Consider the following 22,332-nt stretch of genomic DNA (forward strand, 5'->3'; position numbering starts at 1 on the left):
CGGCCGGGCCGGGCGGAGCCCGTGGGCCGCAGTCGCCCCAGCAGCCGGCGCAGCCCCCGCAGGGCAGGCCGGCGCCGGCCGGTGCCGCACCCGGTGCCCCGCAGGGCCTCCAGGCCGCGGGTACGGGTGCGCCGCAGGGCTTCGACGACAGCGGCCGTCAGGACATGTTCAGCGGCGGCTTCAACGAGAGCGGCCGTCAGGACACCTTCGGCGGCCGTGGCCCCGTACCGCCGCAGCAGCGCCCCGGCGGCAACGCCGAGCAGGGCCGTCCCCCGCGCAATCCGCAGCTGCCGCCGCCCGGTGGTCCGCGTGCCGAGCTGCCCGGGGGCAACCCGCAGCCGCGCGTGCCCAGCTGGAGCGACGACAACGCGCAGCCGCCGGTGCCGCGCTCCTCGCCGGACGGCCCGCGCGGTCACGAGGAGCCCGAGGTCACCTCCTCCACGTCTCGTATGCCGCGCGCCGACGACCGCCAGGGGCCGGGCTCGACCGAGGAGTTCCCCCGGATCGACGACCGGCAGGGTCCCGCCTCCACCAGCGAGTTCGCCCGGCCGGACTACGACGCTCCGCGTCCCGGGGCGGGCGCCCAGCAGGGCACCGGGCAGTTCGTGCGCCCGGACGTGTTCGGTCCGCCGAATCCTTCCGCCCGGCAGAACCCTTCCAGCGGCCAGTTCGCCATGCCGCCCGGCCCCGACAGCCGTCAGGACACCGGTGAGTTCCCCGCTCCCGCCAGGGCCGAGCGCCAGGACCCGGCGAGCACCGGGCAGTTCCCGGCACCGGACCAGGGCGAGCGCCAGGGTGGCAACGGCACCGGCCAGTTCGAGCGCCCGGGGGCGGGCGGCGCCCGGCCGCCGCTGCAGCGTCCGCAGCCGCGTCGGCGTCCCTCGCTTCCCCCGCAGCCGCAGCACGAGCCCGAGGCCCTGCCGCCGGCGACGGGTCCCGGCGACGGGCGTACGCCGCTGTACGACACCCTCGAGACCAACTGGTTCCACCACGCTCAGGACAACGGTGACAACGGTGCCCAGAGCGAGTCCACCGCGCCCCAGGCCCCCTCTCCGGCTCCCGCGGCCCCGCCGCGCCCGGCGTCGGCACCGGCTCACACCGCCACGTCGTCCTGGCGCGCAACTCCCAACGACGAACTCGGCCGCCAGGCCGAGCGGGTACGCCAGCCCAGCGCGGGTGGCGTCACCGTCTCCGGCCTGCCGCGCCGAGTGCCCCGCGCCAACCTGGTCGCGGGCACGGCTCAGCAGCAACAGCACCAAAGCGGTCCGCAGGTCTCGCGTGCGCCCGATGACGTACGCGGCCGGCTGACCAATCTCCGACGGGGCATCCAGCAGGGTCGCCAGGCCGGTACCGGCCAGACCGGCAGCTTCCCCAGCCCCACTCACCAGCAGGAGCGTTAGTTGAGCCAGATGAGCCAAGCTGCACAGAACCTCAACTGGTTGATCACCAACTTCGTTGACAACACCCCCGGGGTGTCCCACACCGTCGTCGTCTCCGCCGACGGACTGCTTCTGGCGATGTCCGAGGGTTTCCCGCGCGACCGCGCCGACCAGCTGGCGGCCGTCGCCTCCGGACTGACCTCGCTCACGGCCGGTGCCTCCCGGATCTTCGAGGGCGGCACCGTGGCCCAGACGGTGGTCGAGATGGAGCGGGGCTTCCTCTTCCTGATGTCCATCTCGGACGGATCGTCCCTCGCCGTCCTCTCCCACCCGGACTGCGACATCGGCCTCGTCGGCTACGAGATGGCACTGCTCGTGGACCGTGCGGGCGCCGTACTCACACCCGACCTGCGCGCAGAACTGCAGGGCAGCCTGCTGCACTAGATCCCGGCACCACCGAACGCAAGACACCGTCCGGCCGCCACACTCCCCACCGGCCCTCATCAGACGGCACATGACCGACTTGCTGTCCCGCCCGGAGGATTCATGACCCCGCCCACCGCCTCTCACGATCCGTACGCAGAGCCGTACGGGGACGAGGGCGACCAGCCGCTGGTACGTCCGTATGCGATGACCGGCGGCCGGACCCGGCCGCGCTATCAGCTCGCGATCGAGGCGTTGATCAGCACCACGGCCGACCCCACTCAGCTCATGGGGCTGCTCCCCGAGCACCAGCGGATCTGCCATCTCTGCCGTGAGGTGAAGTCGGTCGCCGAGGTGTCGGCACTGCTGTCCATGCCACTGGGCGTGGCTCGCATTCTCGTCGCGGACCTCGCGGAAGCCGGTCTCGTCGCCATCCACCAGCCTGGTGGCGACGAGAGCAACGGCGGCGCTCCGGACGTGACACTGCTCGAAAGGGTGCTCAGTGGACTTCGCAAGCTCTGACGGAGGGCGGGCGACCACCTCCGCGAAGATTGTGGTGGCGGGTGGCTTCGGCGTGGGCAAGACCACGTTCGTCGGGGCCGTCTCGGAGATCAACCCGCTGCGTACCGAGGCCGTGATGACGTCCGCGTCCGCGGGCATCGACGACCTCACCCACACCGGAGACAAGACGACGACCACCGTCGCCATGGACTTCGGCCGCATCACCCTGGACCAGGACCTGATCCTCTACCTGTTCGGCACACCCGGCCAGGACCGCTTCTGGTTCATGTGGGACGACCTGGTACGCGGCGCCATCGGCGCCGTGGTCCTGGTGGACACCCGCCGTCTCGCCGACTGCTTCCCCGCCGTCGACTACTTCGAGAACAGTGGCCTGCCCTTCGTCATCGCCCTCAACGGCTTCGACGGGCACCAGCCCTACACGCCCGAAGAGGTCCGCGAGGCATTGCAGATCGGCCCGGACGCCCCCATCATCACGACGGACGCCCGGCACCGGGCGGATGCCAAGAGCGCGCTGATCACGCTGGTCGAGCACGCGCTCATGGCACGGCTGCGGTAGCGCGCAAGTCGGCCATGGTATACGGCAGTTGTCGTAGAAGCACCGGAGCCGGCTGTGCGCTTTGACACGGTCGGCCAGGGTGTTCATAACGTTTCGACAGAGATATTCGGTGGTACCGACACGCGTCGCGGTCGTCTGGTGCCGCTGTGCTCACAAACGCCCCGTCTTTTGACGGGGCTCGCTCTTTATGACCGTTTTATCTGGGGCTTACACAGCTCGGAATCCTTGGTTCCGAGTGTTTGGACCAGCACAGGCTGACGTGCTGGAATGCCTGAACTGCCCGGTAGTCAAGGGCCGGAAGACACACGCGGCACAACGTAGGTGCCGACGCCGAGAGGTTGTTGGTCGAGTGAGGCGAAGCAAGAACGGTCCCGAGCCGTCGGCACGGGGCAACTTCACCCCGCCGCCGCGCGGAGCGGCACCCACAAACGTGCCCGGCTCGGAGCCGGCGGCACCACCTGCGTCCAGCGGCGGCCGTTTCTCTCCGCGTAACTGGCGCGTACCGACCAGACTGAATGCCATCCTGCTCATACCCGTGCTGGTCGGCCTCGTCATGGGCGGCTTCCAGGTGAAGGGCTCCATCGACACCTGGAACGAGGCGAAGGACGCCGAGAAGATCGCGGGGATCGTGGCCTCCGCCTCGGAGTACGCCGCCGCCCTGCTCAATGAGCGTGACCTGTCCGCCGAGCCGCTCCTGGACGGCGAGCAGAACGACGACGACAAGGTTGTCGAGCGGGTCCGCGCCACGACCGACGAGAAGGCCGCCGCCTTCCACGAGTCCGTCAAGGGCATGCCCTCCGGCTACGGCCTGGAGCGCCGGCTCGCCCTCGTGGAGAAGGCCGAGCCGCAGCTCGAGAACCTGCGCAAGGCGGCGTACACCACCGCGATGGATCCGGTGAAGACCGAAGAGGGCTACGTCGCCGTCGAGCACTACCTGCTGGAGTTCTCCAACGAGCTCGGCCTGGGCACCGGCAACATCACCAGCTACGGCCGCACCGTGTACGCCGTCGCCCTGGCCAAGGGCGCCGCCTCGCTGCAGCGGTCGATCGGCATGCACCTGCTCGTCAAGCCCAGCGACAACGAGACGATCTACAACCAGCAGCGCGTCGCGTTCACCTCGTACGCCTACCTGGAGAACATCGCCATCCAGGAGTACGTCTCCGGCGGTACTCAGCAGGACGCCGACCGGCTCAAGGCCGTCATGGCGCAGAAGACGAAGGAAGGCCAGCTGAAGGTCGCCGACGCCAAGCGCCAGGCCGAGGCGGCGGGCAGGGACTTCGTGACCCCGCCCTCCCTGAAGAAGATGGTCCAGGGCGTCGCCGCGGAGCAGCCCGCGGCGCTGGCCGAGAAGGGCGTCACCCCGGCGACCTGGATGGCCGCGTCCACCGCCAAGTTCGACGGCTACGACGAGATCGAGTCCGACCTCATCGGCCGGGCCGTCGCCGACGCGGGCCAGATCGCTTCCGACGCCCAGCGGGACGCCATCGTCAACGGCGCCATCGTCATCGTCGCCCTGCTCGCCGCGTTCATCATCGCCAGTCTCATGGCCCGCCAGATGAGCCGCTCCATGCGCCAGCTGCGCAACGCCGCCTTCGGCATCGCCGAGCAGCGCCTGCCGATGCTGGTCGACCAGCTCTCGCGCACCGACCCCGGCCGGGTCGACACCCGGGTCGCGCCCATCCCGATCTCCTCCACGGACGAGATCGGCGAGGTCGCCCGCGCCTTCGACCAGGTCCACCGCGAGGCCGTACGACTGGCCGCCGAGCAGGCCCTGCTGCGGGGCAACATCAACGCGATCTTCACCAACCTCTCGCGCCGCAACCAGTCCCTGATCGAGGGCCAGCTGACCCTGATCACCGACCTGGAGAACAACGAGGCCGACCCGGACCAGCTGGAGAACCTCTTCAAGCTGGACCACCTGGCCACCCGTATGCGCCGCAACGGCGAGAACCTCCTCGTGCTCGCCGGCGAGGAGCCCGGCCGCCGCTGGGACCAGCCGGTGCCGCTCGTGGACGTGCTGCGTGCCGCCTCCTCCGAGGTGGAGCAGTACGAGCGCATCGAGCTCTCCGGCGTCCCGGAGGCCGAGATCCACGGCCGCGCCGTGACCGACCTCGTGCACCTGCTCGCCGAGCTCCTGGAGAACGCCACCACGTTCTCCTCGCCGCAGACCAAGGTCCGCGTCACCGCGACCCGTCTCCCCGACGGCCGTGTGATGGTCGAGATCCACGACAAGGGCATCGGCCTCACCGCCGAGGACTTCGCGGACATCAACCACAAGCTGGCCAACCCGCCGACCGTCGACGCCGCGATCTCGCAGCGCATGGGCCTGTTCGTGGTCGGCCGGCTGTCCGACCGGCACGGCATCCGCGTGCAGCTGCGTCCCTCCGGCGAGCAGGCCGGTACGACCTCGCTCGTCATGCTTCCCGATGTCATCACCCACGGTGGCGGCGGCGAGCACCAGTCCCAGGGCGACGAGTTCACGGTCTCGCAGATCATCCCGGAGCAGCAGTCCTTCCAGGGCGAGAACTTCCAGGGCCCGCCGATGCGCACGGCCGCCGAGCTGGGCTTCGACGACAGCCGCTACGCCGACGTCCCGGACGACATACGGGAGCTGGACCCCGTCGGCCGCTCGCTGATGCGTGAGGAGCGCCGCGCAGCCCTGGAGTCCCAGTCACAGGACACTCCGGAGCTCGAGGCCTCGTCCTACCGCGACGAGTTCGACTCGCAGCGCGGCTACAACGACGGGCAGTCCGGCTACGACGGGCAGTCCGGCTACAACACCGAGCAGCCCGCCTACGACGACGGGCAGCCCTACGAGAACGCCTCCGGCGCCTACCCCGAGCAGCCTGCGTACGACCACCAGCAGACGGCGTACGGGGAGCAGCAGCAGACGGCGTACGACGAGACGTACTTCCCGTCGAACGGCGGTTATCCGGAACCCACCTATGCGGAGCCGGTCCAGGAGGACCAGCCGACGGCCCACGGATCCCCTCAGGAAAGGTTCTCGGCCTTCGAAGACCAGTCCTACCAGGACGACTGGCCGCAGCAGGACGAGTACCGGAACGGGTATCGATCCGAGTACGCTCCGGAAACGGAATCCGCGCAGGCCGCTGACGTGGCGGACCAGGACCGCGTAGGCTTCGACCGTCCGGGACCGGCCCCCTCCGCCGCTCACGATCTCACCGACGCCGGGCTTCCGCGCCGCGGTTCACCCGCGAGCGGCGCGGGCGGCCGGCCGACCGTGAGCCAGGATGCGCCGGCCACCGCGGACAGCACCAGCAATGGCGCCGGTGACTGGCGGTCGGCCAACGACCAGCGGTGGCAGCGCGCCGAGCAGCTGAAGAAGCCCAAGGCGGGCGGGGTCACCTCCTCCGGCCTGCCGCGGCGGGTACCCAAGGCCAATCTGGTCGAGGGCACCGCCGAGTCGACCTCACAGGGCGGCCCGCAGGTCTCCCGCGCCCCGGAAGACGTCCGGGGCAGGCTGAGCAACCTGCGCCGGGGCGTCCAGCGGGGACGCAACGCAGGAAGTGACACGAACGGCCAGGGCTTCGGTCCTGACAGCACCTACAACCAGGAGCGTTAGTGTGAGCCCGATGAGCCAGGCGGCGCAGAACCTGAACTGGTTGATCACCAACTTCGTGGACAACACCCCCGGGGTGTCTCACACGGTGGTGGTCTCCGCCGACGGACTCCTTCTGGCGATGTCCGAAGGTTTCCCGCGCGACCGCGCCGACCAGCTGGCGGCCGTCGCGTCGGGTCTTACCTCGCTGACCGCGGGCGCGTCCCGGATCTTCGAGGGCGGGAGCGTGAACCAGACAGTTGTGGAGATGGAGCGAGGATTCCTCTTCATCATGTCCATTTCCGACGGTTCGTCGCTCGCTGTTCTCGCGCATCCGGAAGCGGACATCGGTCTCATCGGTTACGAGATGGCGCTTTTGGTGGACCGTGCCGGTACGGTCCTGACGCCGGATCTGCGTGCGGAGCTCCAGGGGAGCCTTCTCAACTAGCAGACAACAGTGCGTTTTGGCGCCCCGTGGCCGTAAGGTTTCGGGACGCGGCTTCCACAGTGATGGGTGCCCGGCAATGTCGGAGGAGGAGAAAGTGGCAACACCCCCAGGCAGTTCGTCTTCGGGCAACTGGTCTTACGGTCCTGGCCAGGGCCAGGGCCAGGGTGACGGTTCGCAGAACCCGAACCGGTACAACTTCCCCTCCGCGCCGAGCCACCGGCGGCAGCAGCCGTACGCGCCCCAGGGCCCTCAGGGCCCTGGTCCGTCGCCGTACGACCAGCCGTCGGCGCCGCGCATCCAGCCCATGCAGCCGCAGCGCCGCTCCCCTGAGCCGTCGCCCGCCGGGGCGTCGAACCCCCTGGTGCGCCCGTACGCCATGACGGGCGGTCGTACCAGGCCCCGCTACCAGCTCGCCATCGAGGCGCTGGTGCACACCACCGCACAGCCGCACCAGATGCAGGGCCAGTTGCCCGAGCATCAGCGGATCTGCAACCTCTGCCGGGAGATCAAGTCGGTGGCCGAGATCTCGGCCCTGCTCACCATCCCTCTCGGCGTGGCCAGGATTCTCGTCGCCGACTTGGCGGAGGCGGGCCTGGTCGCCATCCATCAGCCCGGCGGCGACGAGAACGCCGGCGGCCAGCCAGACGTGACACTGCTCGAAAGGGTGCTCAGTGGACTTCGCAAGCTCTAGCGGCGGTCCTTCCCGCTCCACCACCTCGGCGAAGATCGTGGTGGCGGGTGGCTTCGGCGTGGGCAAGACCACGTTCGTCGGGGCCGTCTCGGAGATCAACCCGCTGCGTACCGAGGCCGTCATGACGTCCGCGTCCGCGGGCATCGACGACCTCACCCACACCGGAGACAAGACGACGACCACCGTCGCCATGGACTTCGGCCGCATCACCCTGGACCAGGACCTGATCCTGTACCTCTTCGGTACGCCCGGCCAGGACCGCTTCTGGTTCATGTGGGACGACCTCGTGCGCGGCGCCATCGGCGCGATCGTCCTGGTGGACACCCGCCGTCTCGCCGACTGCTTCCCCGCCGTCGACTACTTCGAGAACAGCGGCCTGCCCTTCGTCATCGCCCTCAACGGCTTCGACGGAAACCAGCCGTACAACCCGGACGAGGTCCGCGAGGCGCTCCAGATCGGCCCGGACACCCCGATCATCACGACGGACGCCCGGCACCGCGCGGACGCCAAGTCGGCGCTCATCACGCTCGTGGAGCACGCCCTGATGGCCCGCCTCCGTTAGGCACGCGTCGTCGGCAAAGGGCGGGCCGCTCCCCTCGGGAGTGGCCCGCCCTTTGTTTCCGCAGCGACGGTCGCGAACCCGCCGAGGCATGCGAAGGGCCCCCTCCGGGAGGAGGGGGCCCTTCGACGCTCGGCTCAGCGCCAGCTGTGGGGCGCCCGGAACCCGGGCTCGCGCTCCAGGCGGCGCCAACCGGCCTTGGAGCGCCCCCGGTGGGCCGGAGACGCGGGGGCGGCCGCGGCACGGGCCAGGAGGATGGCCGTGATGGCGGCGACTTCCTCGGGCTCGGCGTGGCCCTTCTCGACGCGAATATCAGGCGTGGTCATAGGTGTCAGTCTCCGTGAGAGAGAGGTCCGCGGGGTTGCCGCGATGGGTCCGCCGGGTTACTGCGGCGGGTTGCCGTGCTTACGGGAGGGCAGGTCCGCGTGCTTGGTGCGGAGCATCGCGAGGGAGCGGATGAGCACCTCGCGGGTCTCTGCCGGGTCGATCACGTCGTCCACCAGGCCGCGCTCGGCCGCGTAGTACGGGTGCATCAGCTCGGACTTGTACTCCTTGACCATGCGCGCGCGCATGGCCTCGGGGTCCTCGGCCTCGGCGATCTGCCGCCGGAAGATGACGTTGGCGGCGCCTTCGGCGCCCATCACGGCGATCTCGTTCGTCGGCCACGCGTACGTGAGGTCCGCACCGATGGATTGGCTGTCCATGACGATGTAGGCACCTCCGTACGCCTTCCGAAGGATCAGCGAGATCCGGGGCACGGTCGCGTTGCAGTACGCGTACAGCAACTTCGCGCCGTGGCGGATGATCCCACCGTGCTCCTGGTCGACGCCGGGCAGAAAGCCGGGGACGTCCAAAAGAGTGACGATCGGAATGTTGAACGCGTCGCACATCTGCACGAACCGCGCGGCTTTCTCGCTGGCCTCGATGTCCAGGACACCGGCCAGGGACTGCGGCTGGTTGGCGATGATGCCGACCACCTGGCCGTCGAGACGGGCCAGGGCGCAGATGATGTTGCGGGCCCAGCGCTCGTGGACCTCCAGGAAGTCGCCGTCGTCGACGAGCTCCTCGATGACCTTGGCCATGTCGTACGGCCGGTTGCCGTCCGCGGGGACGAGGTCCAGGAGCACGTCCGAACGCCGGTCGGCGGGGTCCTCGGAGTCCGCGTGGGGCGGGTTCTCGCGGTTGTTGGACGGCAGCATCGACAGGAGGTAGCGGACCTCCGCGATGCAGGTCTCCTCGTCGTCGTACGCGAAGTGCGCGACGCCCGAGGTCTCGGCGTGCACGTCCGCGCCGCCGAGGCCGTTCTGGGTGATCTCCTCACCGGTGACCGCCTTCACGACGTCCGGGCCGGTGATGAACATCTGCGAGGTGTCACGGACCATGAAGACGAAGTCCGTGAGCGCCGGCGAGTACGCCGCACCGCCCGCGCACGGGCCGAGCATGACGCTGATCTGCGGGATGACCCCGGACGCCTTCGTGTTGCGCTGGAAGATGCCGCCGTAACCCGCGAGGGCGGAGACGCCCTCCTGGATCCGCGCGCCCGCACCGTCGTTGAGCGACACGAGGGGCGCCCCGGCCGCGATGGCCATGTCCATGATCTTGTGGATCTTCGTGGCGTGGGCCTCACCCAGCGCGCCGCCGAAGATCCGGAAGTCGTGGGCGTAGACGAAGACCGTCCGGCCCTCCACCGTGCCCCAGCCGGTGATCACACCGTCGGTGTGCGGCTTCTTGGCCTCCAGGCCGAAGCCGGTGGCCCGGTGCCGGCGCAGTTGCTCGACCTCGTTGAACGAGCCCTCGTCCAGCAGGAGCTCGATACGCTCCCGGGCGGTCAGCTTGCCCTTGGCGTGCTGCGCCTCGGTGGCCTTGTCGCTGGGTCCGCGCAGCGCCTCCGCACGGATCGCGTGCAGTTCGGCCACCCGCCCGCGCGCGTCGGTGGGTTCGCCGGCCGAGGATTCGGCGGTCTCGTCCAAAACGGTCATGTAGCGACCATACGAAGTCCACCAAGAAAAGCGAGCCGTCGACTCCTCACAGTCTCCGACCCGTTTTCCTGGTACCACTGAACAGAACCCCTACCTTATGCAGGCGTTCCAACTGCTCAGAGGGCTCTCGGCTTGTAGGGGTCACACAAACCCATCAGCCGAGAGACACCTCACATTCGGTGGTCACACATGCCGCCCCCGGAGTGACACGCAGCCGCAGTCGGCCTCCGGTGGCGAGCACCTCGACGGACGGATCGGCGCGCACGACGCCGCGTACGGGATGCCGCCGGACGATCTCCAGGGCCTCGCCGGTACGAGTACCACGACGGAAATGATCGCTGCGCATGACGTGCAGGTCGTCGCTCTTGAGGTAACCCCGGCTGATGGCACGCCCGTTGACGCTGCCCATCATCATCCAGTCGCGGATCAGGGGCGCGTGGGCGTGCTCCGCGCTGTCGAGGGTGATCCACTCATGGGGGCGGCCACCTGTGGAGCGGCGCATGACATCAGTTGAAAGTTGAACGGAATAGGTCTACGGTCGGCATCGTTGAAGATTCAACAGCCTCGGCGCAAGGTCGGGGCTCATCCCCAAGGAGCCAGTCATGGGTCTCTTCGGCCGCAAGAGCACGACCGACACCGCTGCCACCGCCACCGCCACGGCTCCCGTCGCCGTGAACCCCGAGTTGGCCGCCCTCACCGGCGACTACACCATCGACCCGTCCCACACGACGATCGGCTTCGTCGCCCGGCACGCCATGGTCACGAACGTCAAGGGCGGCTTCCTCGACTTCTCCGGGAGCCTGTACCTGGACGGCACGGACCCGTCCCGGTCCACCGCGTCCATCGACGTCAAGATGGACAGCATCGACACCGGTTCCGCCGACCGTGACGGTCACCTCAAGAGCGCGGACTTCTTCAGGACGGACGAGTTCCCGGCGATGACGTTCCGCTCCACCGAGGCACAGGCCCTGGGGGGCGACGACTACCGCATCACCGGCGACCTGACGATCCTCGGCACCACCAAGCCGCTCTCCATCGACCTGGAGTTCAACGGCTCCGCGAAGGACCCCTTCGGCAACGAGCGTGTCGGCTTCGAGGGCAAGGCGGAGATCCTGCGCTCCGAGTGGGGTCTCACCTGGAACGCGGCGCTCGAGACCGGTGGCGTTCTCGTCTCCGACAAGATCAAGCTGAACTTCGACATCTCGGCGATCAAGAACGCCGGTTGATCGCGCGGCGCCCGGCACTCCCCGACGTCCGCCACGTTCCGCCGTTCCGCCACCCGGAAACCACTGCGTTCATTCCGTGCGCGTACTGTGCAACAGCCGTACCAGCTACGGCTGTTGACGCACGATGAGCGTGTGCCCCTGCCGACCGGCCAGGGGGATTCCAGTTCCAGGAGAGGCGCAGTGAGCACGAAGACGGGACCCCAGCGCTACCCCGGCGCGAGCCGGACGCACTGGCACCAGGATGAGTACGGCGGCGATGCGATGGAGGTCAACTGCGTCGTCCTGCACACCACCGAGGGCCGCACCCTGCCGGGCTACGGCGGCGGAGCCTCGGCCCCGAACCTCACGGCGGTGCCCGACCTCGCCGCCGAGAAGCTGGAGTGGTACCAGCACTTCGACATCGAGACCTCGTCCCGCGCCCTGGTCAACGAGGCGGGCGGCGTCGAGACGAACGCGCTCAACGTCTGCCAGGTCGAGCTTGTCGGCACCTGCGACCCGAAGACCCACGCCGAGTGGCAGGAGGCGGGGCAGTCGCACATCTACTGGCCGAAGGCCCCCTCCTGGGCCCTGCGCGAAGTCGCCCGCTTCCTCGCGTGGATGCACAGCGAGCACGACGTACCGCTGTCCGGACCGAAGGCGTGGCCCGCCTACCCGCAGTCGTACGGGAACGGTGAGGGACAGCGGATGAGCGACGCGGAGTGGAACGACTTCAAAGGGGTGTGCGGGCACATGCATGTCCCCGAGAACATGCACGGGGATCCCGGGGCGGTCGACTTCTCCCAGCTCGTCAAGTACGCGAAAGAGGCGCAGGACCAAGGCTGGTCGGCACGCTTGACCAGGGCTTTTCGGCGTTGGACCGGGTCTGGTCGGCCGTAGGGAGTGTCGTTTGGATCACCCCCTGGCCCGGGCCCGGCCGCCCTGGGCCCCGGGTGACTCAGGATCGGCGATCGCCTTGGCCGCCGCCACCTCCGCGAGCCCCGTCGGCTGCCCTTCGTGCGTCGGGCGCGGGGAGATAATGTTGCGGCGATGTCCGCGTTCATGCAGCAACTCCCGGCGCTCATAGGCGTGATCATCGGCGCCCTGGGCTCGTATCTGGCCATCGTCCGCGGGGACCGGGCCCGTTTCCGGCGCGAGCAGGCAGTTCGCCGGGAGGAGCGGCGGCTGGCGGTGTACTCCGACTACGCCCGGGTCCTGAAGAAGACCGTGACCCTGACCTACCGGGTCGCGGCCCACCTCGGAAACGACCCCCACCCTCACCCCGTGTCCCCCGAGGACGCGGCCCCGCAGCTGGCCGAGGCCCTCGACGCCCGCGACCCGGTCGGCGAGGCACTGCTGATGTTCGGCGCACCCGAGGTGGTGGAGCGGGCACGCGAGTGGGTCGTCGTGGTCATCGAGATGGAACGGTTCCTCGGCGAGCAAACCCGTGATCCCGAAGCCTGGTCGGCCCTGCTGGCCCGCCAGCGCGCCGCCCGCGGGCGGTATTACGCGGCGGTACGCAGTGACCTCTCGCTGCCGCCGGGACATTCGGGAGGGTGGATCCTCGACCAGCCGGCTCCGAGGTCTCAGTGAACCGACGGTTCGCTGTCAGGGCCCGCTCGAAGGTCCAGCATCATGTCGAGCGACCGCGAACCGTCCGGCCCGGTGAAGGGGCCGACCGGCTGGAAGCCGTTCTTCTCGTAGTACCGGATGGCTTGAGGGTTGTCGCTGCGGACGCCGCCCCAGAGGATGATCACCGTCCGGCCGAGCCGGCGTGCGGCGGAGGTGATGAGCGGGAAGGCGAGCGTCCCGACGCCCCTGCCCTGGTAGTCGTCGGCCAGAGTGGGTCCGAAGCGGCAGTCGGTCGTCACGGCCAGGCGGATGCCCGCCTCGTGGTAGCGCGCGATGTCCCACGGTGTGAGAGCCAGGCTGAATTCGAAGAGGCCGACGATCCTGCCGGACAGCCCTTCCTCGAGCACCAGCCTGAGCTTGTCGTAGCGCGCGATCGCGTCGCACAGCTCCTGGGCAGCGACGAGGTCGTACCCGTCGAACGTGCTGAGCCGTCTCGATTCGGGGGAAAGGGCCCCGAGGAACCCTGCCAGGGGCTCCGCGTCGGCGTGCGTGAGGGGGCGGAGGACGAGCTCCGTACCGTCATGAAGGTCCAGGCGGCTCGTCAGGGCCAGGGGATCCTCGGCGATCTCCGCGAGCGTGAGCGCCACAGCAGTTTCCTCCCCCTAAATCGATGGACCTCGTCCGGCGATCGTGGCTAGTCTCGCCGTCATGTCCAGTCCCGAGGCGTCAAGACTCCGGCCACCGGCTCTCCGGTGGCTGTTTGGGATGTCGGACTGAGTCTCCACCAACGTGGCAGCTCCGCGATCGATCGCGATCGGAATCACCCCTTCACCGCCGCCGGAACGCCGTGCCGTGGGCCGTGTTCGTTTTCGGGTGTGCGGAGTCTTGTCATGCCGTTCGGGCTTTATCTGTTGGGGCTTGCTGTCTTTGCCCAGGGGACTTCTGAGTTCATGCTGTCCGGGCTTGTGCCGGACATCGCGCGGGATCTGCGGGTTTCCGTACCGGCAGCCGGGGCGCTGACCTCGGCGTTCGCCGTGGGCATGGTGGTCGGGGCGCCTCTGATGGCTGCCATGAGCCGGCGGTGGTCCCGGCGGGCGGCCTTGCTGGGGTTCCTCGGGACCTTTCTGGCCGTTCATGTGGTGGGGGCGCTCACCAGCAGCTTCGGGGTGCTGGTCGCCACGCGGGTCGTGGGGGCACTGGCCAACGCCGGGTTTCTGGCCGTCGCCGTCGTGACGGCCGTCGGGATGGTCGAGGCGAACGCCAAGGGGCGGGCCACGTCTGTGCTCCTTGGCGGGGTCACCGTCGCGTGTGTCGCCGGGGTTCCCGGTGGGGCCTTGCTGGGGCAGGTGTGGGGGTGGCGGTCGGCCTTCTGGGCGGTGGTGGTGCTGTCCGTACCGGCCTTGTTCGCGATCGTGCGGTCCGTGCCGGGCGGGGGCGCCGACGCGGCCCGCGTGAGTGTGCGCGGAGAGGTTCGGGCCCTGGGCTCGCCTCGGCTTCAAGTCGCCCTCCTGCTCGGTGCGTTGGTGAACGGGGCGACCTTCTGTACGTTCACGTATCTCGCACCGGTGGCCATCTCGGTCTCCGGCCTCGGGGCCTCGTGGGTGCCCGCCGTGCTGGCGCTCTTCGGACTGGGGTCCTTCGTCGGGGTCACGGTGGCCGGGCGGATCGCCGATGCCCGGCCCGTACCGGTCCTGGTGATCGGTGGGGTGGCGCTGCTGGCCGGGTGGGTCGTGTTCGCGCTGTCCGCCGGGAATCCGGTGGCGGTGATCGTCCTGGCCTTCGTTCAGGGCACGCTCTCGTTCGGCGTCGGATCCACGCTGATCACCCAGGCGCTGTACGCGGCGGCCGACGCGCCCACCCTGGCGGGCGGCTTCGCCACGGCCGCGTTCAATGTCGGTGCCGCGGTCGGGCCATGGGTCGGCGGGGTCGTGATCGGGGCCGGGCTCGGGTATCGCGCGCCGTTGTGGGTGAGTGCCGGGCTGGTGGGAGTCGCCCTCGTGCTGGGAGCGGCAAGTCGCCTCAGTCGTACGGCCCGTACCGACCGCGCGGCCCGTACGGCATCATCGTCCGCATGAACGTCGACGTCGAATGGGTCACCGTCGCCTCGTACGAGAACGTACGAGGGCGTCCGCTCCCCCTGGCCGCCGTTCGCGCTTGACTGCGCGAGCGCGGGATCGACTGGATGCCGTTCTTCATGGAGGAACTCCGGTGGGATCTGCCGTGTGGGCGCGGGCCCGATGGCCACTGGCGCGGCGGGATCACCGTCCAGGTGGCGGCGGGGGCCCTGCGGCGGCTCGGGCTGCATCCGGGCCAGCCGGCGGCGGAGGTCAACGGGCCTTCGCCGCCTGGCTGGTGGCATGCGGCGGGTGAGCGTTACGGGCGACGCGGGCCGGTGTCCCCGGCTGCCGGCCGTCGCCCGGCGGACCGATGTCCCCCTGGCCCCGAGCCCGGCCACGGCCACGGCCACGGCCACGGCCACGGCCACGGCCAATAATCCCGTGCGGGACCCGTCGTTCGCCGTTAGCCTCCGGCCATGACCTGGCTGCCCCCGGACTTCGTCCATCCCGTACGTGCCGAGTTGCCCGGCGGGCCGTACCTGCGCCCGATCACCGGCGCCGACGCCGCGATCGACTACCCGACCGTGATGGGGTCACGGGAGCGGTTGTGGGAGGTCTTCGGGGAGGCCTGGGGGTGGCCGGCGGCCACCATCACGTACGAGGCGAACAAGGCGGACCTGGAGCGGCACGAGGCCGAGATCGCCGCCCATGAGTCCTTCAACTACGTGGTGCTCGACGCCGCCGGCACGACCGAGTACGGGTGTGTCTACATCGATCCGCCGGCGAAGGCGGGCGCCGACGCCGAGGTCTCGTGGTGGGTCGTGGACGAGCAGGTCGGGAGCGATCTGGAGCGGGCGCTCGACGCGTTCGTGCCCCGGTGGATCGCGCAGGCGTGGCCGTTCGAGCGGCCGCGGTTCATCGGGCGGGATCTGTCGTGGAAGGAGTGGCTGGCCCTGCCGGACGCCGGCTGAAGCCCGCCCCACCTCGCCTCTGCCGCCTCACCACTGCCACCTCACCGCTGCCGCCCCGCCGCTCTGCCGCCCCGCATGGCCGGATTTCGCGCCTTGTGGGGGCGCACACCGCGTTCTCATAATCCTCCAACGGAAAACCACCGCTCCTGCCGACCACGTCGCGACTTCTCGTCGCCTCCCCTTTTGGCATGAGCCTGACATTTCAGCGCAGCTTCGGTTCGACGCATTCGTATGTCCAACCCCCCACGGAAGGCATCACGTTGAAGAAGCTCCTCAAGGCGCTCCAGAGATGCGCGGTCCTCGGCGCCGCCGCCCTCGCGATCGTCAGCCTTCAGCCCGTCAACGCTTCTGCGGCTCCCGCACCCGTCGTCGGCGGAACCCGCGCCGCGCAGGGCGAGTTCCCGTTCATGGTCCGGCTCTCCATGGGCTGTGGCGGCGCGCTCTACACCCAGCAGATCGTGCTCACCGCCGCGCACTGCGTGAACGGCTCCGGCAACAACACCAGCATCACGGCCACCGCCGGAGTCGTGGATCTCCAGTCCACGAGTGGACGTGTCCAGGTCCGCTCCACCAAGGTCCTCCAGGCGCCGGGTTACAACGGCACCGGCAAGGACTGGGCGCTTATCAAGCTCGCCCAGCCCATCAACCTGCCGACCCTGAAGATCGCCACCACCAGCCAGTACAACACCGGTGACTTCACCATCGCCGGCTGGGGCGACACCCGCGAGAACGGCAGCGGCTCGCGCTACCTGCTCAAGGCGACCGTTCCGTTCGTGAACGACGCCACCTGCAAGGGGTACGGCGGCCTCTACAGCGGCCTCGTCTCGAGCGAGGAGATCTGCGCAGGCTTCGAACGGGGCGGCGTCGACACCTGCCAGGGCGACTCCGGCGGCCCGATGTTCCGCAAGGACAACGCCGGTGCCTGGATCCAGGTCGGCATAGTCAGCTGGGGCGACGGCTGCGCCCGGCCCAAGGCCCCCGGCGTCTACACCGAGGTCTCCACCTTCGCCTCCGCCATCGCCTCGGCGGCGGCTTCGCTCTAGACATCCCAGCACGGCCGCCTGGTGCGTCCCGGCGGTTCAGTGCGCCATGCACGAGCCCGGCGTCCCCTGGCGCCGGGCCCGTTTGCCGGTACCCCTTGTCGGCCGCCCGTCAGAAGCCGCCGCCGAAGTCGCCTCCGCCTCCGAAGTCACCCCCTCCGAAGCCGCCGCCACCGAAGTCACCGGAGTCGAAGTCCGCGCCGGAGACGTCGCCGCCCTCGTAGCCGCCGCCCCCGAAGTCTCCGTATCCGGAGCCGTAGGTGGCCGCGTACGACGGACCGGCCATCATCGAGCCGAGCAGTGTGCCGACAAGGAGGCCGGGGAGGATGCCGCCGCCGAAGTAGCCGCCGGCCCAGGGGCCGTATGCGGGGCCCGCCTCCCAGTAGGGGCGGCGGCCGGAGTCGGTGTCGACCTCGCGGACGGCGGGGTCGAGTCCGTCGGACAGCCGGGCCCGGTCGGCGGCGCAGACCGGCACCTCGCGGGGCTCCCCGCCCGCGGGCGTCCAGGTCTCGTCGGCGACCGACGGGCCGTGGCGCGGGTCGAAGAAGCAAGGAGCGCGGCGCTCGGGCAGCGGGCGCCCCTCGCGGCGTGCGGCGAGGAGGGTCAGCGAGAAGCGCCCCTCCTCCAGGGCCTGGGTGACGGCGCGCACCTCCTCCGGGCGCTGTGCCGCGGCCATGAACGACTTCGCCTTGTCGTATCCGTCCAGGGCGCGCTCGTAGTCGGCGCGCATCGCGTCGTCCGCGCCCTTCTCGGCGGGGTGGAAGTCGAGCCGGTCGAGCTCCTCGCCGAAGGCGGTGATGTCCTCGTCGACGACCACGCGGAGCTTCTCGAGCGCGGCCCGCTGCTCCTCTGCCCTCCTGCGGCGGTTACGGCGTACGAGCGTGTACGCCCCCGCGCCGCCGGCCACGACGACCGCGCCGGCCCCGATCAGCGCGCCGGCCGGGACGGTGTCGCCGCCCTCGCTCCAGCCGCTGGGCGCGGAGCCGCCGATGTTGGCCAGGGCGCGGTCCGTGAAGTCGTTGAGCTGGCTCTGTGTGTCCTCGCCCTGAACGCTGGAGACGAGGTTCCGCACGGCGCTGTTCGACAGGACCGCGGAATCGGCCTTCGCGTCGAACTGGTCACCGAGCCGGATCGCGTAGAGGCCCGTGATCCCGGTCGCCGTACGGAGGTCGCGGAAGAGATCCTCCTTCGGGAAGTCTCCCGGAAGCACCGCGACGAAGACCGGCTTGTCGGCGTCCTCGATCTTGTCGGCCAGGGCGTCCGCCTCGTCGCCCGGCAGCTGCTCGGACACGGACGGGTCGACGTACACGGGGTTCTCGCGCAGGGCCTCCGCGATCGTCGAGACGTCCGTGGCGGCATGGGCGCGCGGGGCCCCGACGGACAGTACCGCCAAGGCCGCGAACGCGATCAGGAGTATGGGGAGCGAGAGCCCCCGGATCATTGCGCCCTTCATACTTTCGAAGCTACTCCAAAATGCGCAAAATGGAGCATTCGCCGGTAAGGATCGTTCACTCACAGGAGTGGTCGGTGCACACGGTGGCCGTTGATCTTCGTCCGGGGGAGAACCCGGCAAGGCGGCGGTGGTCGCCCGTCCGAGGGGTGTTCTTGGCCATCGGTCCCACGGGAGTGGCCGGTTGACGCCGACCTGGGTTCGGCGGTGCCCCGAGCCGGGCATCGTGAAGGCAGGACGGTGCCGCGACGGCACCGTCCCACGTGACGGTACGGGCCGAGGGGGTCGTCAACTGCCGTACATAAGGCTGGTGTCCTGCTGTCGGTGGGGCATTCGGCCCCCTACGATTCACCTCTGCCCCATGGCGAGGGACGCGCGGCGGCCATGAACCCGTGCGTGGAACGTCTCCGGCCCTGCCGGACGCCGTGCGGGCGCGGAACGGAGGGGGGGACGAGCCATGGCGACATCCGCGCGCGCCCGCCTGCGGCGGCTGCCGGAGGCGGTTCCCCGCATCGTGCTCGGCGCGGCGGGCGCGCTGGTCCTCGGTGTGGCGTGCGGCCTGGTGGTGGACCTCTCCACGCTGGTGGGCTCCAGCGGCTATCTGTTCGGGGCGGGGCTGCTGCTCGGCGTCGGTCTGTACGGCAGCACGTACGCGATCGACCTCAGGGCGCTGCGTGACGATCTGACCGGTGTGGTGGCGGCCGTCACCCTGGGTGTGGTCCTGAAGGCCGCACTGATCGCCGGGACGATGGTGCTGATCTTCGACCGGCCGGAGTACCTGGTGCTCGGCATCGCGGTGGCTCAGATCGACCCGCTGTCCGTCGCCGCTCTCGACAGAAGCGGTCGGATGTCGCAGCGCGCCCGGTCGCTGCTGAAGGCATGGGCGTCGTTCGACGACCCGATGACCGTACTGCTGACGTTGTACCTGGCCGGATACGCCTATGCGGCCGCCGGGCACGAGGGCACACCCCAGCTCACGGCCGGGGGCGCGGGCGGCTACGCGGCCGGGCTCGTCCTCAACGCCGGGCTCCTCGCGGGGGTACTGCTGCTGTGGTGGGTGGGGCGGCGGGTGGCGTCGCGGGTGCCCGACACGCCGCCGTCACGGCGGGTCAAGGACACGGCCACGGTGCTGCTCGTGGTGGCGATGCTGGTGCTCGCCGCGTTACAGCAGCTGATGCTCGCGGTGGCGCTGGCCGGTCTGGTGGTGCGCGCCAAGATCCTCGACAAGGTGCTCGGCCGTGCCGTCGGCGGCGCGTTCCTCGCCGCGTTCCTGGCGCTGGGCCTGCTGCTGGCGCACGGGGTGGAGTTGTGGCGTGGGTTCGTCCTGGGCGTGGCGGCGTTCGGCGCGCAGGCGGTGGTGGCCCTGTGCCTCATGCCGCTGTTCGTACGGGGACTGTGGCGCGGCGACCGGATCGCGCTCGGCCTCGGTCAGCAGAACGGCATCACGGCCGTGCTGATCGCGCTGACGCTGGAGCGTGACTTCCCCGGCACCGCCGCCACCGTCGGCCCCGCAGTGATCACGGTCAACGTGTTGCACGGCACGTCGCAGGTGCTGCTGGCCCATCCGCCACGCCTGCGGTGGCCGTGCTCCCGGGGGGAACTCGCCGCCGGTGGTGAGCGTCACTCCCCGTATGACCGGCAGGCGAAGGACAAGCGGTCGGTCGCGTAGCCGCGGGGAGCGGAGGGGGTGGGCGACGGGAAGGGGTCCCGGCGTCCGCGGAGTCGTACAAGGCATACGAGACGTACGAGGCATACGAAACACCGGCACAGCGCCGTGGCCGGACGGGGAGAGGCGTATGAGGCAGGGGATGAGGCACGGTCCGCACAGGGCACCGCACGGCGGCCGGCCGCCGGGTGTCCGGCCCGTGGAGCGCACCGCCGCGCCCCCGGCCCCGCGGCCGGGCCGGCGCTTACGCCTCCGCGGGCGTTCGGCGCACGCGGTCACCGGGACGACACTTCTGCTGCTGGCGGTCGGTGCCGCGCCCGCGTTCGCCGCGCCGGCCGCGTCCGACGAGCGGGACGTCCAGCTGGTGTACTGCCTCGACCGCGACCATCGCCCGGACCTCGTCGACGCCGCCGTGCGCCTGCGGGTGCTCCGGCCCGACAGCGTGGCCGGACTGGACAGGGTGAGGCCCTCGGGGGCCGGCGGGCGCATGACGCTGGAGCGATGGGCCGAGCGCCGCGAGAAGGACTTCGAGCGGGCCTGTTCCGCGCTCATGGCCGCGGCGTCCGAAGCCCCGGTCGCGGCCGCGAAGGACAGCGGCGAGGAGAGCTGGATCGCGACGTTCCTGAAAGGGCTGCCCCTGCTGGCCGCCGGCGCGCTGCTCACTCTCGGGGGCCAGTTCTCCGAACGCCACTCGGCCGAACGGCGGCTTTTCAAACAGCAGTTGAGCGCGGACGAGAGCGCGTACCGGACGGCGGTGGGTGAGTATCTGGCCGGGTACGAACACGATCCGCGGACGGACCACTCGGCGGTGCGCACCACGCGCGAGGCGCTGGCCGGCACCCTTTCCCGGGTGCCGGGCCCCTCGACCCGGCGTGCGGCGGCGAGGCTGGCGGCCGATGGGCTGCCCCTGGCCCAGCCGCTGCCGGACGCCCGTGACGGCTATCTCCTCGACACGGACGCCCGCGCCGACGACGCGGAGCGGGAGCGGGCGTCCGTGGAGCGCCACCTTCGCTCCATATCCGACCTCAACCGCACCTTGCTGCATTGGAGTTGGCTCACCTTGCGCACCCGGATCGCCCGCCGTACCGCGCCGGGAGCGGCCGTATGATCGAGCCGACCGGGAACAACCCGCCCGAGGACGACCCGACCGAGGACAACCCGTACGGCGTCTACGTGCCGGGCAGCAAGGACCACATCCAGTGGATGCAGGTCACTCCGAAGGACGACCACCCGCTCGTGCCCTGGGCGGAGGAGAGCCACGCCCATCAGTGGGTGGACGTAGACCACACCTGGGACCAGCTGACCGAGTTCGAGCGGTGCCTGACGCAGTTGCCCGAGCTGATCCTGCCGGACGTGGACCGGGGACATCTCGTCGTGGTGACCGGACCCGTCGGCATGGGCAAGACCACCCTCATCCACCGGTGCATCCACCGGGCGCACGAGTATCTCGACGCTCTCGTCCGGCAGTCCGAGCAGCAGGGGTCCCGGCGCCGTCCACCGCGCCCGATCGTGGCGATGACCGGCGGATACGTCAACCACGGGGGCGAGGTCAGCTGGGACGACGAGGGCGACTTCGCCGAGACCCCGGGCATCAACGCCGCCATCCGGGACAAGATCGTCGACACCCTGCACCGGCAGTTCCCCCAGGTGCCGCTCGACCCGGATCTCACCGGTGACAACATCCCCAGAGCCTTCAACGGGATCAGCACCCTGCTCAAAGAACAGAACAGCCTGCTGTTCGTCATCGTCCCGCACATCGACTGGCGAAACCCCGGTGGCGATGTGCGCTCAAAGTTCCTGAAGACGTGTCTGAAACATGCGCAGAGCCGGATCGTACTGTTCGTCGAAATCAGTCACCAGAACCCGCGGACGGCCGGCGAGGTGGTCAAGGACCTTCTTCCGCACCCGGCGGTCACCCATCTCACGCTCAGCCCTCTCGCTTTGGAGGACACCGTGAAGTTCACCGACGCCGCTCACCCCGGCAGCCCCGGCCCCGACGCTCCATCGCTCGCCCCGCTGCGGCAGGTCCCTCGGGATCCGGAGCAGGACCAGGACCCCTGGAGCCGCTTCGACGTACGGCAGCTGCGCAAGGAGTGCTTCGCGATCGCGGAACGGCAAAGACGAGCAGGACGCCCCGTGCGGGTCACCGCCGCCGAGCTCGTCGCGCCCACCCTGAACCCGGCGAACCTGGGGCGCACCACCTCCACCCCCGGCCGGCCGCGCCGCGGGTCCTCTCCCCCGCAGGGTTCCTAGACAGG

General features: G+C 70.1%; 21 protein-coding genes and 1 pseudogene. 17 read left to right on the plus strand and 5 right to left on the minus strand.

All coding sequences use genetic code 11. The features are described 5' to 3' along the window. The 8 genes and pseudogenes from FGD71_RS47395 to FGD71_RS15635 all read left to right on the plus strand — a co-directional run. Positions 1-1,400 (plus strand): annotated as a pseudogene (locus FGD71_RS47395) (nitrate- and nitrite sensing domain-containing protein); the annotation flags it as partial. Positions 1,401-1,409: 9 nt separating this feature from the next. After that, positions 1,410-1,823, plus strand: a complete 414-nt coding sequence (locus tag FGD71_RS15605; protein WP_055520031.1) for a roadblock/LC7 domain-containing protein — start codon at positions 1,410-1,412, stop codon at positions 1,821-1,823. A 102-nt stretch (positions 1,824-1,925) separates the two neighbouring features. Then, positions 1,926-2,324, plus strand: a complete 399-nt coding sequence (locus FGD71_RS15610; protein ID WP_119101065.1) for a DUF742 domain-containing protein — start codon at positions 1,926-1,928, stop codon at positions 2,322-2,324. Further along, complete coding sequence (locus FGD71_RS15615; RefSeq protein ID WP_046729249.1) at positions 2,305-2,880, plus strand: GTP-binding protein; 576 nt, start codon at positions 2,305-2,307, stop codon at positions 2,878-2,880. The genes FGD71_RS15610 and FGD71_RS15615 overlap by 20 nt, the downstream gene beginning before the upstream one ends. A 349-nt stretch (positions 2,881-3,229) precedes the next feature. Beyond that, complete coding sequence (locus FGD71_RS15620; RefSeq protein ID WP_119101066.1) at positions 3,230-6,463, plus strand: sensor histidine kinase; 3,234 nt, start codon at positions 3,230-3,232, stop codon at positions 6,461-6,463. A gap of 10 nt (positions 6,464-6,473) precedes the next feature. Further along, complete coding sequence (locus FGD71_RS15625; RefSeq protein ID WP_004983065.1) at positions 6,474-6,887, plus strand: roadblock/LC7 domain-containing protein; 414 nt, start codon at positions 6,474-6,476, stop codon at positions 6,885-6,887. Positions 6,888-6,981: 94 nt separating this feature from the next. Then, positions 6,982-7,578 (plus strand): DUF742 domain-containing protein, encoded by a 597-nt coding sequence (locus tag FGD71_RS15630; protein ID WP_119101094.1) that lies wholly within the window; start codon positions 6,982-6,984, stop codon positions 7,576-7,578. Next, positions 7,559-8,140, plus strand: a complete 582-nt coding sequence (locus tag FGD71_RS15635; RefSeq protein WP_026248371.1) for a GTP-binding protein — start codon at positions 7,559-7,561, stop codon at positions 8,138-8,140. The genes FGD71_RS15630 and FGD71_RS15635 overlap by 20 nt, the downstream gene beginning before the upstream one ends. 134 nt (positions 8,141-8,274) lie before the next feature. On the opposite strand, the gene FGD71_RS15640 is transcribed toward FGD71_RS15635, so the two are convergent. The 3 genes from FGD71_RS15640 to FGD71_RS15650 form a co-directional block, all read right to left on the minus strand. Beyond that, entirely contained in the window at positions 8,275-8,463 is a 189-nt protein-coding gene (locus tag FGD71_RS15640; protein WP_119101067.1) for an acyl-CoA carboxylase subunit epsilon, read from the minus strand. A 57-nt stretch (positions 8,464-8,520) separates the two neighbouring features. Then, a complete protein-coding gene (locus tag FGD71_RS15645) occupies positions 8,521-10,116 on the minus strand; it encodes an acyl-CoA carboxylase subunit beta (protein WP_119101068.1) in 1,596 nt (531 codons plus the stop codon). A 154-nt stretch (positions 10,117-10,270) separates the two neighbouring features. After that, positions 10,271-10,618 carry a hypothetical protein gene (locus tag FGD71_RS15650; protein ID WP_119101069.1) on the minus strand — a complete coding sequence of 116 codons (348 nt, stop codon included), beginning with the start codon at positions 10,616-10,618 and terminating at the stop codon, positions 10,271-10,273. Positions 10,619-10,718: 100 nt separating this feature from the next. On the opposite strand from FGD71_RS15650, the gene FGD71_RS15655 reads away from it, so the two are divergent. The 3 genes from FGD71_RS15655 to FGD71_RS15665 all read left to right on the plus strand — a co-directional run bounded on the left by FGD71_RS15655 (position 10,719) and on the right by FGD71_RS15665 (position 12,911). After that, positions 10,719-11,342 carry a YceI family protein gene (locus FGD71_RS15655; protein WP_119101070.1) on the plus strand — a complete coding sequence of 208 codons (624 nt, stop codon included), beginning with the start codon at positions 10,719-10,721 and terminating at the stop codon, positions 11,340-11,342. A gap of 180 nt (positions 11,343-11,522) precedes the next feature. Beyond that, on the plus strand, positions 11,523-12,218 hold the full coding sequence (locus tag FGD71_RS15660; protein WP_240436604.1) for a hypothetical protein: 696 nt from the start codon (positions 11,523-11,525) through the stop codon (positions 12,216-12,218). Positions 12,219-12,368: 150 nt separating this feature from the next. Next, positions 12,369-12,911, plus strand: a complete 543-nt coding sequence (locus FGD71_RS15665; protein WP_119101071.1) for a hypothetical protein — start codon at positions 12,369-12,371, stop codon at positions 12,909-12,911. On the opposite strand, the gene FGD71_RS15670 is transcribed toward FGD71_RS15665, so the two are convergent. Further along, positions 12,905-13,537, minus strand: coding sequence for a GNAT family N-acetyltransferase (locus FGD71_RS15670; RefSeq protein WP_119101072.1), 633 nt, complete (start codon positions 13,535-13,537; stop codon positions 12,905-12,907). The genes FGD71_RS15665 and FGD71_RS15670 overlap by 7 nt on opposite strands. Before the next feature lie 243 nt (positions 13,538-13,780). Between FGD71_RS15670 and FGD71_RS15675 the strand changes: the two genes are divergently transcribed. The 3 genes from FGD71_RS15675 to FGD71_RS15690 all read left to right on the plus strand — a co-directional run bounded on the left by FGD71_RS15675 (position 13,781) and on the right by FGD71_RS15690 (position 16,961). Continuing rightward, entirely contained in the window at positions 13,781-14,965 is a 1,185-nt protein-coding gene (locus FGD71_RS15675; RefSeq protein ID WP_119101073.1) for a Cmx/CmrA family chloramphenicol efflux MFS transporter, read from the plus strand. Between the two features lie 458 nt (positions 14,966-15,423). After that, positions 15,424-15,918, plus strand: a complete 495-nt coding sequence (locus FGD71_RS15685; protein WP_119101074.1) for an N-acetyltransferase — start codon at positions 15,424-15,426, stop codon at positions 15,916-15,918. 260 nt (positions 15,919-16,178) lie between these two features. Next, positions 16,179-16,961: a S1 family peptidase gene (locus FGD71_RS15690; protein WP_119101075.1), complete on the plus strand. Its 783-nt coding sequence runs from the start codon at positions 16,179-16,181 to the stop codon at positions 16,959-16,961. Between the two features lie 109 nt (positions 16,962-17,070). Here FGD71_RS15690 and FGD71_RS15695 read toward each other — a convergent pair whose 3' ends face one another. Next, positions 17,071-18,411, minus strand: coding sequence for a hypothetical protein (locus tag FGD71_RS15695; protein ID WP_119101076.1), 1,341 nt, complete (start codon positions 18,409-18,411; stop codon positions 17,071-17,073). Positions 18,412-18,865: 454 nt separating this feature from the next. Here FGD71_RS15695 and FGD71_RS15700 point away from each other — a divergent pair, with 454 nt between their 5' ends. The 3 genes from FGD71_RS15700 (at position 18,866) to FGD71_RS15710 (ending at position 22,327) form a co-directional block, all read left to right on the plus strand. Continuing rightward, positions 18,866-20,077, plus strand: a complete 1,212-nt coding sequence (locus FGD71_RS15700; RefSeq protein ID WP_119101077.1) for a hypothetical protein — start codon at positions 18,866-18,868, stop codon at positions 20,075-20,077. A 196-nt stretch (positions 20,078-20,273) separates the two neighbouring features. Next, positions 20,274-21,182: a hypothetical protein gene (locus tag FGD71_RS15705; RefSeq protein ID WP_140935898.1), complete on the plus strand. Its 909-nt coding sequence runs from the start codon at positions 20,274-20,276 to the stop codon at positions 21,180-21,182. Next, the gene (locus FGD71_RS15710) at positions 21,179-22,327 is read left to right on the plus strand and encodes a hypothetical protein (protein ID WP_119101079.1); all 1,149 of its coding nucleotides are present in this window, start codon (positions 21,179-21,181) and stop codon (positions 22,325-22,327) included. The genes FGD71_RS15705 and FGD71_RS15710 overlap by 4 nt, the downstream gene beginning before the upstream one ends. The last annotated feature ends 5 nt before the right edge of the window (positions 22,328-22,332 follow it).

The sequence above is a fragment of the Streptomyces sporangiiformans genome (assembly GCF_005768555.2).
GTDB lineage: Bacteria > Actinomycetota > Actinomycetes > Streptomycetales > Streptomycetaceae > Streptomyces > Streptomyces sporangiiformans.

Excerpts from the sequence above, each read along its gene's own strand:
- FGD71_RS15645 (WP_119101068.1), bottom strand. The coding sequence starts at position 10,116 with ATGACCGTTTTGGACGAGACCGCCGAATCCTCGGCCGGCGAACCCACC.
- FGD71_RS15610 (WP_119101065.1), top strand. The coding sequence starts at position 1,926 with ATGACCCCGCCCACCGCCTCTCACGATCCGTACGCAGAGCCGTACGGG.
- FGD71_RS15625 (WP_004983065.1), top strand. The coding sequence starts at position 6,474 with ATGAGCCAGGCGGCGCAGAACCTGAACTGGTTGATCACCAACTTCGTG.
- FGD71_RS15675 (WP_119101073.1), top strand. The coding sequence starts at position 13,781 with ATGCCGTTCGGGCTTTATCTGTTGGGGCTTGCTGTCTTTGCCCAGGGG.
- FGD71_RS15700 (WP_119101077.1), top strand. The coding sequence starts at position 18,866 with ATGGCGACATCCGCGCGCGCCCGCCTGCGGCGGCTGCCGGAGGCGGTT.
- FGD71_RS15695 (WP_119101076.1), bottom strand. The coding sequence starts at position 18,411 with ATGAAGGGCGCAATGATCCGGGGGCTCTCGCTCCCCATACTCCTGATC.
- FGD71_RS15665 (WP_119101071.1), top strand. The coding sequence starts at position 12,369 with ATGTCCGCGTTCATGCAGCAACTCCCGGCGCTCATAGGCGTGATCATC.
- FGD71_RS15650 (WP_119101069.1), bottom strand. The coding sequence starts at position 10,618 with ATGCGCCGCTCCACAGGTGGCCGCCCCCATGAGTGGATCACCCTCGAC.
- FGD71_RS15640 (WP_119101067.1), bottom strand. The coding sequence starts at position 8,463 with ATGACCACGCCTGATATTCGCGTCGAGAAGGGCCACGCCGAGCCCGAG.
- FGD71_RS15710 (WP_119101079.1), top strand. The coding sequence starts at position 21,179 with ATGATCGAGCCGACCGGGAACAACCCGCCCGAGGACGACCCGACCGAG.
- FGD71_RS15605 (WP_055520031.1), top strand. The coding sequence starts at position 1,410 with ATGAGCCAAGCTGCACAGAACCTCAACTGGTTGATCACCAACTTCGTT.
- FGD71_RS15685 (WP_119101074.1), top strand. The coding sequence starts at position 15,424 with ATGACCTGGCTGCCCCCGGACTTCGTCCATCCCGTACGTGCCGAGTTG.
- FGD71_RS15655 (WP_119101070.1), top strand. The coding sequence starts at position 10,719 with ATGGGTCTCTTCGGCCGCAAGAGCACGACCGACACCGCTGCCACCGCC.